Source organism: Undibacterium paludis (assembly GCF_022568815.1).
In the GTDB taxonomy this organism is placed as follows: Bacteria; Pseudomonadota; Gammaproteobacteria; order Burkholderiales; family Burkholderiaceae_D; genus Undibacterium.
Map to the genome: position 1 here is coordinate 241,323 of NZ_JAKZHX010000002.1, position 12,744 is coordinate 254,066.

Annotated in this window: 13 protein-coding genes; 7 read left to right on the forward strand and 6 right to left on the reverse strand. The window is 50.3% G+C overall.

From position 1 onward, the window contains the following. Nucleotides 1-15: 15 nt before the first annotated feature. The 3 genes from holB to mltG are packed head-to-tail and all read right to left on the reverse strand — an operon-like array spanning nt 16 to nt 2,729. Complete coding sequence (gene holB, locus LZ463_RS05660) at nt 16-1,056, reverse strand: DNA polymerase III subunit delta' (RefSeq protein WP_241454638.1); 1,041 nt, start codon at nt 1,054-1,056, stop codon at nt 16-18. Then, nucleotides 1,053-1,700, reverse strand: coding sequence for a dTMP kinase (tmk, locus tag LZ463_RS05665; protein WP_241454639.1), 648 nt, complete (start codon nt 1,698-1,700; stop codon nt 1,053-1,055). Before tmk ends, holB begins: the two co-directional genes overlap by 4 nt. Before the next feature lie 36 nt (nt 1,701-1,736). Next, a complete protein-coding gene (mltG, locus tag LZ463_RS05670) occupies nt 1,737-2,729 on the reverse strand; it encodes an endolytic transglycosylase MltG (RefSeq protein WP_241454640.1) in 993 nt (330 codons plus the stop codon). Between the two features lie 148 nt (nt 2,730-2,877). On the opposite strand from mltG, the gene ygfZ reads away from it, so the two are divergent. The 3 genes from ygfZ to LZ463_RS05685 all read left to right on the forward strand — a co-directional run bounded on the left by ygfZ (nt 2,878) and on the right by LZ463_RS05685 (nt 5,004). After that, entirely contained in the window at nt 2,878-3,918 is a 1,041-nt protein-coding gene (gene ygfZ / locus LZ463_RS05675) for a CAF17-like 4Fe-4S cluster assembly/insertion protein YgfZ (protein WP_241454641.1), read from the forward strand. Nucleotides 3,919-3,979: 61 nt separating this feature from the next. After that, nucleotides 3,980-4,267 (forward strand): DUF4936 family protein, encoded by a 288-nt coding sequence (locus LZ463_RS05680; protein ID WP_241454643.1) that lies wholly within the window; start codon nt 3,980-3,982, stop codon nt 4,265-4,267. Next, nucleotides 4,258-5,004: an NRDE family protein gene (locus LZ463_RS05685; protein WP_241454645.1), complete on the forward strand. Its 747-nt coding sequence runs from the start codon at nt 4,258-4,260 to the stop codon at nt 5,002-5,004. Before LZ463_RS05680 ends, LZ463_RS05685 begins: the two co-directional genes overlap by 10 nt. On the opposite strand, the gene LZ463_RS05690 is transcribed toward LZ463_RS05685, so the two are convergent. The 3 genes from LZ463_RS05690 to LZ463_RS05700 form a co-directional block, all read right to left on the reverse strand. After that, a complete protein-coding gene (locus LZ463_RS05690) occupies nt 5,001-6,281 on the reverse strand; it encodes an MFS transporter (RefSeq protein ID WP_277623949.1) in 1,281 nt (426 codons plus the stop codon). The genes LZ463_RS05685 and LZ463_RS05690 overlap by 4 nt on opposite strands. 108 nt (nt 6,282-6,389) lie before the next feature. Then, nucleotides 6,390-7,700, reverse strand: coding sequence for a homoserine dehydrogenase (locus tag LZ463_RS05695; protein ID WP_241454649.1), 1,311 nt, complete (start codon nt 7,698-7,700; stop codon nt 6,390-6,392). 25 nt (nt 7,701-7,725) lie between these two features. After that, the gene (locus LZ463_RS05700; protein WP_241454651.1) at nt 7,726-8,955 is read right to left on the reverse strand and encodes a pyridoxal phosphate-dependent aminotransferase; all 1,230 of its coding nucleotides are present in this window, start codon (nt 8,953-8,955) and stop codon (nt 7,726-7,728) included. A 341-nt stretch (nt 8,956-9,296) separates the two neighbouring features. On the opposite strand from LZ463_RS05700, the gene bla reads away from it, so the two are divergent. The 4 genes from bla (at nt 9,297) to LZ463_RS05720 (ending at nt 12,740) form a co-directional block, all read left to right on the forward strand. Beyond that, complete coding sequence (bla, locus tag LZ463_RS05705) at nt 9,297-10,181, forward strand: class A beta-lactamase (RefSeq protein ID WP_241454652.1); 885 nt, start codon at nt 9,297-9,299, stop codon at nt 10,179-10,181. Between the two features lie 119 nt (nt 10,182-10,300). Then, nucleotides 10,301-10,678, forward strand: a complete 378-nt coding sequence (locus LZ463_RS05710; protein ID WP_241454653.1) for an Mth938-like domain-containing protein — start codon at nt 10,301-10,303, stop codon at nt 10,676-10,678. Then, nucleotides 10,675-12,363: a glycosyltransferase family 39 protein gene (locus LZ463_RS05715; RefSeq protein ID WP_241454654.1), complete on the forward strand. Its 1,689-nt coding sequence runs from the start codon at nt 10,675-10,677 to the stop codon at nt 12,361-12,363. The genes LZ463_RS05710 and LZ463_RS05715 overlap by 4 nt, the downstream gene beginning before the upstream one ends. Nucleotides 12,364-12,368: 5 nt before the next feature. Further along, nucleotides 12,369-12,740 carry an EamA family transporter gene (locus LZ463_RS05720; RefSeq protein WP_241454655.1) on the forward strand — a complete coding sequence of 124 codons (372 nt, stop codon included), beginning with the start codon at nt 12,369-12,371 and terminating at the stop codon, nt 12,738-12,740. Nucleotides 12,741-12,744 lie beyond the last annotated feature (4 nt).

Below are 12,744 nucleotides of genomic sequence, written 5' to 3' on the forward strand. Positions count from 1 at the left end.
TTCGCAAGTCTTTAATCAATGAGTGCCGAATAGTGCTGAATATTCAAGCAACATATCTTCTAAAAATAATTTCGCGGACAAAGGGTGACTGGCAATGGCCTGCCTTTCATTGCAATTCCGGATGAATTGCTGCAGAGTGGACTGCTCAGCCTGTGCGGACAACGCCTTCAACTCTTTTTCATAGCGAGGATGATACCGGATTCTGCCACTTTGTTTATAGGAAAATATATCGTATAACCATCGTTGTAGCCAGCCGACGACGACCGGCATTTCCAGTTTCTGCATCTTATCGGCGGTTTTCAGGCTGAGTTCAGTACCTGGCTTGCTCAGATAACGCAAAAAATCATCAAGATCAGTGCGCAGTTCTGACATCGCCATGTCCATGGCGGCCAGAGGTGCTCCACCCTGTTGTGCCAACCAGATGTCAGCATCCTTGATACCTTGCTGTTGCAGCCAGTTCAGGGCAATTGCCGTGTCCGGCTGTCCCAAGCCGAATTTGTGACAGCGCGACAGTATGGTTGGCAGCAGTCTGTCTATGCTATTGGATACCAAGATAAACACGGTGTCGGCATTGGGTTCTTCAAGCGACTTCAGCAAAGCGTTTGCTGCCGGCACGTTCAAGGCTTCGGCCGGGTAAAGTACGATGACACGCCGACCGCTGCGATGTGTAGAAATATTCATGAAGTCAGACAAGGCACGAATCTGATTGATGACAATTTCTTTAGACGGTGCTTTACTGGCCTTGCTGGTTTTGGCAACGGCTTCTGCTTCCCCATCACCCGCAGGCGCATCCTCTTCATCCAGCAATTCTGGCCTTACCCGACGATAATCAGGATGGCTATACTGGTGGAACCAGCCGCATGACCCGCACTGCTGACATGCATGCCCACCCTGCCCGGGCTTTTCACACAGCAGTGACTGTGCCAGATGCTCTGCAAAAACGGTTTTGCCTATGCCTTGCGGCCCATACAAGAGAAAAGCATGCGGCAGGCGGTGCCCCAGCGCCTGTATTTGCTGCCATGGCTCATGCTGCCAACTGTAAAGTGGATTCGTCATTGCGCAAATTCTGCCTTGGTCACCAATTCATCGATCAGGGCATCAAGTTGCAGGCGTATCGCCTCTATGCTTTGTGTCGAATCGATAATGCGAAAACGCTTAGGAAATTCCTTTGCCCTGCGCAGATATTCATTGCGTGTGGCGGCAAAGAAATCAGCTTTCTCCTGCTCGAACTTGTCAAGCTCACGGGTTGCATCGAGCCGGGCACGCGCCACTTCCAGTGGTACGTCAAATAATAATGTCAAATCCGGCTGCAAATCCGGGTGCACCCATTGTTCCAGTGCATTCAATTTGTCAAGCGACAGGTTCCTGCCGCCGCCCTGATAAGCAAAGCTGGCGTCAGTAAATCTATCAGAAATGACCCAGTCACCCCGCGCCAGAGCTGGCTCTATCAACTGCGCCAGATGTTCGCGACGGACAGCAAACATCAGCAAGGCCTCCGTTTCCAGATGCATGCTTTGCTTTAGCAGCAACTCGCGCAAGGCTTCGCCAAGAGGTGTACCGCCTGGTTCACGACTGCATATCACCTTGACACCATGGCTTTGCAATTTGCTTTGCAAACGCTCTGCCACATAGGCGATATGGGTGGATTTGCCGGCGCCATCTATGCCTTCAAAGCTGATGAATTTTCCTGTTAACTTCATACTGATGACATCTTCTGTTCTGTTAATTACTTCGCGTTAATTACTACGCTGATATTTGTTGACGGCGCGATTATGATCATTCAGATTGTCTGAAAATTGGCTCGTACCGTTGCCGCGCGCCACGAAGTATAAGGCATCGCTGCGCGCCGGGTCCAAAGCTGCGACCAAAGACTCCAGGCCGGGCAAGGCAATCGGCGTTGGCGGCAAGCCACTGCGTGTATATGTGTTATAGGGGGTATCAGTCAGCAAATCACGTTTATAGATTTTACCCTGATAGCGTTCGCCCATGCCGTAAATCACCGTCGGGTCAGTCTGCAGCAGCATCCCCTGGCGCAAGCGGTTGACAAAAACCGCAGCGATCATGTTTCGTTCAGACTTCTGGCCGGTCTCTTTTTCTATGATGGAGGCCATGATCAGGGCTTCGTAGCGGTTTTTATATGGCAGGTCAGCACTTCGCTTTTTCCATGCATCATCAAGCTTCTTCAATAGCTGCGCATGCGCCTGCTGATAGAACTGCAAATCTGTACTGCCTTTAGCAAAACGATAAGTATCTGGAAAAAACAGGCCTTCAGCCTGACTAAAGTCTGGAGTAATCTTATGCATGAGCTCAGCCTCACTCAAGCCTGAAGTTTCATGTTTAAGCGATGGATGTGCATCAACCAGTTTGCGCATTTGCTGAAATGTCCAACCTTCTATGATTGCCAGGCTGGCCATGGAGAAGTCGCCATTGACCAGTTTGGTCAGCAAGTCCAGTGGCGTCTTGCCTGCCTCTATCTCATACGAGCCAGCTTTCAGCCTGTTGGCTTTACCGGTAAGGCGCGCCAGTGCCTCCAGCAATAAGGGCTGTGCAGGCACTCCTGCTTCATAGATCTGCCGTGCTGAAGAACGCACGCTACTGCCGGGCTTGATGGTAAATTCCCTGGCGGGACCATCTTCAAAAATTGGTTGCTGTACCCAATAATACAATCCACTACCCGCCCCTAAACCCAGCAAAATGAGTAATACAAATAGTTTTTTAATCAATCCCATGTAGCCAGCTTATTTAAAATTGAGTGAGTTCTGACGAGATTTTGCGGACGCTACTATAATTCGCCTGAACAGGTGCAGGCTGTATTGTAAAGCCAGCGTAGGCATTAAGCGAATAAGCAAATAAGCAAAAGAGAGCGAGTATAACAAGATGACATGGGACGACTATTTATCCAGCCAGGGCGCCGTGATTGAAAACCTGGATACGACGGGATTTGCCGCCCATTGGCAATCCAATGCGCTGCAAGCGGGATTCATGGCACCACTGACCGACCTTGGCCTGATCAGGTTGACTGGCGACGATGCAACCTCTTTCCTGCACAATCAATTGAGCAATGATGTTGAGCATTTAGGCGACAGCGAAGTCCGTCGTGCCGCCTATTGCACGCCAAAAGGGCGCATGCTGGCCAGCCTGCTGTACTGGAAAGATGGGCAAGATATTATTTTGCAGCTACCCAAAGCCTTGCAGCCAGGCATACAAAAGCGTTTACAGATGTATGTCTTGCGGGCCAAAGCCAAGTTATTCGATATCAACGCAGAATATGTCATCCTCGGCCTGGGCGGCCATGCTGCTGCCACGGCCCTGGTCGAATGGTTCCCGGAACTTCCAGCCAGGCCAGACACGAACGTCCAGAACCAGCACGGCAAGCTATTGCGCCTGGCTGACGCCAATGGCGCCCCCCGTTATCAATGGATAACAGGAATTGAAAGTGCGCAGCAAGCCTGGTCCAAACTGTCGGCGCAGCTACAGGTAGTCAATACCAGTGCCTGGCGCGTGACCGAGATTCAGGCTGGCATACCTGTCATACTTGCCTCGACTCAAGAGCAGTTTGTTCCGCAAATGGTGAATTTCGAATTGATTGGCGGGGTGAATTTCAAAAAAGGCTGTTACCCCGGCCAGGAAATCGTGGCGCGCAGCCAGTATCTAGGCAAGCTCAAACGCCGTATGTCAGTGGTGTTGATTCAGGCCGTCGACGTGTCTGCTGCAATGGAAGTATTTAATAGCAATGATGCAACACAACCTTGCGGCATGATAGTCAATGCTGAACAGTATTCAGAAACCACCAGCATCGCCCTGATAGAAATGAAACTGGCGGACCAGGAGAGTGGTCAGCTCAGTCTGGGCTCAGCCTCAGGTGCGGCAATCGAACTATTACCCCTGCCCTACGCGATTACCGATATTACGCAATAATGGATCATCGATTTACCGCGAAAAAATACCTTCAGGACAGCCAGGGGTAAAGAGTTTAGACATGGATTGCTATATTTACTTTAAAGCGAGCTCCTCTCATGAATCAGCGATTCTTGAGCAGGAACAGTTATTGCTGTCATTCATGCTTGAATATGGCTTGTCTAAACACAGGCTGCAAAAGCGACCCCAGGCTCAAGATGGCATGCAAACCTGGATGGAAATTCATCGTGAATTGGCGCCCGGATTTGAGCAGGCTTTAGCAAGGGCATATGCCCAGACCCGCCTGGCCGAGCTGCAAAGCGGTGAGCGACATATAGAATATTTTATGGATGCAAAATTATGTGCCTGATCGTCTTTGCCTGGAAATTGATACCATGCACCCCATTTGTCCTTGCTGGCAATCGTGATGAATTTTACGACAGGCCGGCAACAGCAGCCGACTGGTGGCAAGACAATCCCAACATATTTGCGGGCCGTGATTTGCAATCGGGTGGTACCTGGCTAGGTATGAAGACCGCAGATGGCGCAGAAAGCCTGACAACAAAATTTGCGGCAATCACGAATATCCGGGCGCCATCAGAAAAACGGGATGATGCACCATCCCGTGGCGAACTGGTCGCCAACTACCTCAACAGCGATCTCAGTGCACAAGACTATATTGCCAGCATCCGCGATACGGTAGCAGATTACAATGGTTTCAATTTATTGGTAGGCGACCAAGATGACCTGATCTGGTTTTCCAATCGCCAGCAGGATGATGTACGGAACGGCAAACCTTTGCCCCCAGGGATTTACGGCATTTCGAATGCATCACTCGACACCCCTTGGCCAAAAGTAGTCAGGACCAAGGCAGAATTTGCCAGCATGATATGCCAGCGAGCACCTGTCGACGCTTACTTTGAAGTCCTCGCCAATACCACGCCCGCACCTGATTGCCGCCTGCCGGATACCGGCGTATCATTTGAAATGGAAAGACTCTTGTCTTCCCCATGTATAGTCTCACCCAACTACGGCACGCGCGTGTCGACCGTACTCAAGGTACATAAAGACTACCCTGCTGAATTCCACGAAAAACTTTTGCGTTAGCCTTCATTGGCAGGCAAGCAGTCTGCGTGTAGCATCCCCACCTCTTCCAGTCTGGTCCGCCATAATATGGTTGCGGCCAGCAGTTTCAAAACACATGGCAATCCTGCATAGGCCAGACTCAAAGCAAGCAATCCACGCTGATCCGTTGTCCCTGGAACATAACCAAGAAATTCCAGCGCGGGCAGTGACAATCCTGCAGCCAGGGCTAAATTCATTTTGGTTGCCCAATTCCAAACACCAAAATAGCTGCCCTCTTTTTTTTCGCTATGGCCAGCAGCATGTATTACCGCCGAGAGCAAGGCTGGCGGCATGGCAAGGCCTGCGCCCAGACTCATGCCGGAACAGATACAGACAATAGAAAACACCAACATATCGCCTGCACCCAGCCCCAATACGCCAACGAAACTCAACACGGACAGCAGCATCGCCAACAACCATGTTTTCACTTCTCCAAGGTTTTGCGCCAGACGATCCCACAAAGGCATGGACAAAGCAGCTGCAAAAAAATATATCAGCAACAAAATGCCGGCCCAGTGCCCGATTTGCAAACGATCTTTGGTAAAGAACAAGAATAATGTTGCAGGTATTGCCTCAGCAATACCATTGACAACAAAGACAATAAACAATGCTTTGAAATGCGGATTGGCAAACAAATCTCTTAATAATAAGGAAGTGCGTAAAAGCGCTATACTTCCAGGGATGCGACGTGTCTTACGTATCAGCAGGAAGGCTGTTGCCACCAGCATCAAACTCAACGCCAACGACAATATATCGAAATTGCCATATTGAATAATCAACGCAGTACTAATGACTCCGATTAAACCACAGGCCTCACGAAAAGCAGTCAACCTGACGCGCTGACCTGGTTCTTGGGTCAATGCCGCGCCCCAACTTTGGAAGGCGATACTGGCCAGGCTATAGCCACTATAAACGACGATCAAAGAAAAAAAGAGCCAGATAAATACCAAGGTCGTCGACAAGTGGGGTGGATGAAACAATCCAAAGAAACCAGCTATCATGAGCGGCAGGGCCAATATGATATAGGGAGCGTAACTGTATTTCTCAGGACGTTTGTCAATCAAGGTGCCCACATAGGGGTCGATAAAAGCATCCATCACCCTGGTCAGCAGGAGGGCCGCCCCTATCCCGGACAGGGGTATGCCAAAACGGTCAGCATAAAACTGCGGCACATAAACGTAAACAGGCAAGGCCACCATCGCCAGCGGGAAGCCAAACATGGCATAAGACAGGAGCTGCTTGTTCGTCAAACGAGACATATTGTCCTAAGTTTGATGAAAAAAGCGCAAACATTCCTTCGTGATCGCGCTTTTTTCGCTGGCATACCAGCTACTGCTGATAGACTTTAGCAGGTTTGTAATTGGGAATTAACTCAACTCTTCCAGACGCAGCTTGGTCACAGCACCATACACCGTATCGAGTTTTTCCATCTTCTCTATCGCCGCAACGATATTTTTTTCTTTGGTCTGGTGTGTGAGAATGATGATATCTGTCCTGGTCTCACCCTCAGCCGGTTCTTTCTGCAACATCGCATCAATGGAAATCGATGAATCGGCCAATATGCGTGTGACGTCAGCCAATACGCCCGGCTTGTCAGCAACATGCATGCGCAGATAATAGCTGGTGACGATTTCAGCCATCGGCAAGACTGGCAAATCACTGAGAGAATGCGGCTGGAAGGCCAGGTGCGGTACGCGATGCTCAGGATCAGCCGTTGCCAAACGTGTGATGTCAACCAGGTCGGCAATCACTGCCGATGCAGTTGGTTCGGAACCGGCTCCTTTGCCATAATACAAGGTTGCACCAACGGCATCACCATGTACCAGTACTGCATTCATCGCCCCTTCCACATTGGCGATCAGGCGCTTTTCAGGGATTAGCGTCGGATGCACCCGCAATTCTATGCCGTCTTCGGTACGCTTGCTAATGCCGAGTAATTTGATGCGATAACCAAGCTCTTCGGCATAACGTATATCACTGGCTTCGAGCTTGGTGATACCTTCGACATGGGCCTTATCGAACTGCATGGGAATACCATAGGCAATGGATGCCATGATGGTAGCCTTGTGCGCAGCGTCTATACCTTCAATATCGAAAGTCGGGTCAGCCTCTGCATAACCCAACGCCTGCGCCTGTTTCAGCACGGTCGCAAAATCCAGACCCTTGTCACGCATTTCTGACAGGATGAAATTTGTCGTGCCATTGATGATACCGGCTATCCACTCGATACGATTGGCAGTCAAACCTTCACGCAAAGCCTTGATGATGGGAATGCCGCCAGCAACGGCAGCTTCAAATGCCACCATCACTGATTTTTCCTGCGCTGCCTTAAAAATCTCATTGCCATGTATCGCCAGTAGAGCCTTGTTTGCTGTCACCACATGTTTGCCATTTGCGATGGCTTTTAATACCAGATCCTTGGCAATACCATAACCACCTATCAGTTCGATGACAATGTCGATATCGGGATTGTTGACAACCAGATTGGCGTCATTGACCACTTCGCATTCACCATTGGTCAGTTCACGTGCCCGTTCAACATTCAGGTCTGCCACCATGGCAATCTCAATCGAGCGACCTGCGCGACGCGTAATCTCTAACTGATTGCGTTTCAATACATTGAATGTGCCGGAGCCGACGGTGCCTATGCCTAACAGGCCTACTTTGATGGGTTTCATATGGTTTCTAAACAAAAAAATTAAATTAATTGGTGCCGTGACGTTTTCGATACCCTTCGAGGAAATGCGCAATACGTCCGAATGCTTCAGTCAAATCATCCGTGTTAGGTAAGAACACAACACGGAAATGGTCGGGATTGATCCAGTTAAATCCCGTTCCCTGTACCAATAACACGCGCTGCTCGGTCAGCAGATCGTGAATAAATTCCTGGTCATCCTTGATCGGGTACATCAAGGGGTCCAGTTTTGGAAACATATACAGTGCAGCCTTGGGTTTGACGCAACTGACGCCAGGTATTTCTGTCAACAGCTTGTGCGCAAGGTCGCGCTGCTTCAACAGGCGCCCCCCTGGGCCAACCAGGTCATGAATGCTCTGATAACCACCCAGTGCAGTCTGGATCGCAAACTGACCTGGCGCATTGGCGCACAAGCGCATGGACGCCAGCATGTTCAGGCCTTCGATATAATCCCTGGCATGGCGTTTCTCACCAGATACTACCATCCAGCCGGCACGATAACCGCAAGAACGATAATTTTTTGACAGTCCGTTCAAGGTCAGGAACAGCACATCATCTGCCAGCGAGGCGATGGACGTATGCTCTTCCTCGTCATACAAAGTCTTGTCATAGATTTCGTCTGCGAACACAATCAGTTGATGCTGGCGTGCGACTTCAACAATTTGCTGCAAGACTTCTACCGGATACAGGGCACCGGTAGGATTATTGGGGTTGATGACGACGATCGCCTTGGTGTTGGGCGTAATCTTGCTCTTGATGTCATCAATATCGGGCATCCAGTCAGCGCTTTCATCGCAAACATAATGCACGGGCTTGCCGCCTGACAGGCTGACAGCGGCCGTCCATAAAGGATAGTCCGGCGCTGGCACCAATACTTCATCACCACTATTGAGCAAGGCGTTCATGCCCATCACGATCAGTTCAGAGGCGCCATTGCCGATGTAAATATCTTCTATCGTCACACCATGGATACGTTTTTCCTGGGTGTAATGCATGATGGCCTTGCGCGGTGCAAACATGCCTTTGGAGTCGGTATACCCGGCTGCATTCTGCATATTGCGTATCATGTCCTGCACAATTTCATCTGGCGGATCAAAGTTAAAAACGGCAAGATTGCCAATATTCAACTTAATGATCTTGTGACCTTCGTCCTCCATCTGTTTGGCTTTTTCCATGACGGGGCCACGGATGTCATAACAAACGTCTGCTAGTTTTTGTGATTTTTGTATGGGCCGCACTGCTGCAATCCTTGATAATATTTGTGTCTGCCTGCCTCAACGTCTCCATGGCTGGCAATAGTCACTTACCAGTTATAGAAAATCGCGAGTGAGTGTACACAATAAGCTGCAATACAGAAAATGCTGCACTGCCGAACGTTCCATTCTGCACAAAGCTCCGTGTTTTATCAATGGAAACTTAGCGAAAAGCGAATTTTCGTCCGATTTTTCAAATTTAAAGACGAAAATTCAGTCAAATATACTGAAATTGACTTAAACGAATATATTGATTGCCTCACAAACTGCGAACGATTGCATTTTTTGCCTGTCCAACAGCCAGAACCTGCAACATAATGACTGTCATGAAAAGATTCCTAATATCATTGCTGCTTGCCTGTACGGGCCTGGGCACTGTTGTCGGCGTCAGTGCGCAAAATGTACTGGAAGCAATATCCCTTGATAGTGGCGGCCGGGTTGGCGCCAGCCTGCTGGTCATGGAGACAGGGCAAAGCCTGTGGATTATTCCCGACGTGGCAGCCCCCATGCAAAGCGTGTACAAACTCCCCATCACCATGGCGGCTCTGGCTGCGGTTGATCAGGGCAAGCTCAAGCTTGAACAAAAAGTACTGATCACCAAAGAAGACTTTGTCAGCGCAGAGCAGCACAGCCCGATTCGCGACGAACACCCTGATGGCAATTTCAAGATGTCTCTGAAAGAAATCATGCGTTTTGCCGTATCTGAAAGTGATGGGACAGCCAGCGATGTATTGCTGCGCCTGCTGGGCGGGCCGGCCACCGTCATGCAGTACCTGGCAGGACTGGGCATACGCGATATCAAGGTCATGGATACTGAAAAAGACCTGGGCAAGTCGTGGGTAGTGCAATACCGCAATACTGCCACACCCAAGGCCATGATCACATTGCTGCAGGCACTTCATCAAGGCAAGGGCTTGAGCGCCAAAAGCCATGCATTACTGATGAAATGGATGCTGGAAACCGAGACCGGTCCTGGCCGCATCAAAGGCTTGCTGCCAGCGGGAACACCTGTTGCGCACAAAACAGGCACATCTGGCAGCCGGGGCAGCATCACTGCAGCCACCAACGATGTCGGCATCGTCACTTTACCCAATGGACATCACATGGCTGCTGCCGTCTTTGTCACCGATAGCCAGGCACCCAGCGCAGCAAGGGAATTGACGATTGCCAAAATTGCAAAGTTGGGCTGGGATGCATGGGCAAGAAAATGATCTGTCAAACCAGACCTGAATCAGGTGATAAAGCAGACTTTCCAGCTATGTGCATGACAGCACAGCAAAAACCGTTACAATGCGCCTCTCATTCCAGTTCTAACCTCTGAGCACCATAGATGAAGTTGCACTCTACCCCGACGCAGCAATACCAGACCATCACCGGCTATGAAAAAGACAGTGTGGAAATAAACGCAATCACCTACCAGCACAGCCTCATCGTGCTGCCTGAAACCAGGCCACAGGTATGGTCGGCAACAAGTTTTGAAGAGCTGAATGCTGCGGATTTTACCCAGATCGAAGCGACAGAACCTGATGTCGTCATTGTAGGAACAGGCAACAGGCAGCGGTTTATTCACCCCAGGCTGACCGCTGCATTGGCGTCAAAAAGAATAGGCGTTGAATGCATGGACAATCAGGCTGCCTGCAGGACATATAACATCCTCATGGCCGAAGGACGCAAGGTTGCCCTGGCATTGATCATGGAAACTGCATGAAGAACACCTCACCTTACGAATCACCACGCACACTATGGGCGCTGGCAATAGGTTTTCTGGTCGTCTGGTTTTACATGCTGGGCGCCAGGACTTTGGTACCCACCGATGAAGGACGTTATGCAGAAATGGCCCGCGAAATGCTGGCCAGCGGCGACTGGATTACCTTGCGCCTGAACGGCATCAAGTATTTTGAAAAACCGCCTTTGCAAAACTGGATGAATGCCCTGACCTTTGCCATATTTGGTCTGGGTGACTGGCAGGCACGTTTATGGACGGGCATGAACGGTTTGCTGGGTGTAGCTGCGGTTGCTTATACTGGCAACAAAATCTTCAGTCGGCGCGTCGGCATTGTTGCCGCTCTGGTATTGGGCTCAAGTTTCTGGTGGGCGGGCATGGGTCATGTCAATTCCCTGGACATGGGTTTGTCCGGCATGATGACCCTGGCATTGTGTGGCCTGCTGGTTGCACAAATGGCCGCTGCCGACAGCGCCACCGAGCGCAATGCCATGCTGGTTTGCTGGGCGGGCATGGCTCTGGCAACCATGTCCAAAGGTTTGATCGGTTTTGTGTTGCCTGGTGCGGTACTGGTCATTTATACGGCAGTAAACCGTGACCTGGGTTTGTGGAAACGCCTGCACATGGTCAAGGGGTTGCTACTGTTTTTTGCCATCACAGCCCCCTGGTTCATCCTGATTGCCATCAAAAACCCGGAGCATCCGCACTTCTTTTTTATCCATGAGCACTGGGACAGGTTTACCAGCGACGTACACAAGCGTGGCGGCCCCTGGCATTACTTCATTCCCTTGATGATAGTGGGCATCACTCCCTGGATAGGCGTCATGCTGCAAGGTTTGTGGTCAGGCCTGCGCGACAAGGCAGAGGGCTTCCAGCCCAAAAAGCTGCTACTTATCTGGGCTGTTTTCCTGTTTGTCTTTTTCAGCATCTCTGGCTCCAAACTGCCTGGCTATATCCTGCCCATCTTCCCTGCCGTGGCGCTGCTGATTGCCTGTCATCTGGAACAGACTAACAATCGGTCGATAAAAATCGCGGGCATTCTTTTTGTCATCGTCGGCCTGGCAGGCGCCATTGGCGTAGCGTTTTACCTCAACAAACTTGATGGCGTTGACAGCATAGACCGTAACCTGGCATTCAATTATGCACCGTGGCTGGCAGGGGTCATTATCCTGGCAATCGGCGGCGGCTTGCTGACCTGGTTGCTCGCGCGCAAAGGTGGCACAGGTAAAGACTGGGCTGTTATTTGTCTGGCTGCATCTGGTTACCTGGTCGGGCAAATTGCCTTCCTTGGCCATGACCCATGGGGTAAATACATAGCCGGCAGCGAATACATCCCGGCAATACGGGCAGAATTAGTGCAGCCGAACACCCCCATATATGCCGTCGGCCGTTACGAGCAGGCCTTGCCGTTTTATCTGCAACGCACGACTACCTTGGTAGAATTTCCCGATGAAATGCAATTCGGTCTTGAACATGAACCGCAATTATGGATACCAAAACGCGAAGACTTCATTGTGCAATGGCGTGCTCATCAGGCAAGGTCTGAACCGGCTGTCGCCATCATGCGCAATGACATCTATGAAGAATTGTCAAAGACTGATTTCCCCATGCGCGTCATAGCGAAAGACCCAAGAAGGGTCATCGTTGCCAACCTGGTCAACAAGAAATAAATAATATGAATCTCAATACTTTTGCTTTTATATTTTCGGGCATCATGCTCAATGCCTGCGCCCAATTATTGCTAAAAAAAGGCACTAATGCCGTCGGTGCGATACACCTGACGGCAGAAAACTGGTTTTCTACCGGCTTGCAACTGGCAACCCAGCTCCCCATCATCGGCGGGCTGACCTGTTATGTCATTTCAGTCGTCGTCTGGATCATAGGCTTGTCGCGTGTTGACGTCAGTATCGCCTACCCTCTGCTGTCCATTGGATATATTGTCAATGCGATAGGAGCCTGGTACTTTCTTGGCGAAGTCATGTCCATGCAAAGGATGCTGGCAATCGCAGTCATCATCGTCGGCGTTGCATTGCTGGTCAAAAGCTGAGCAT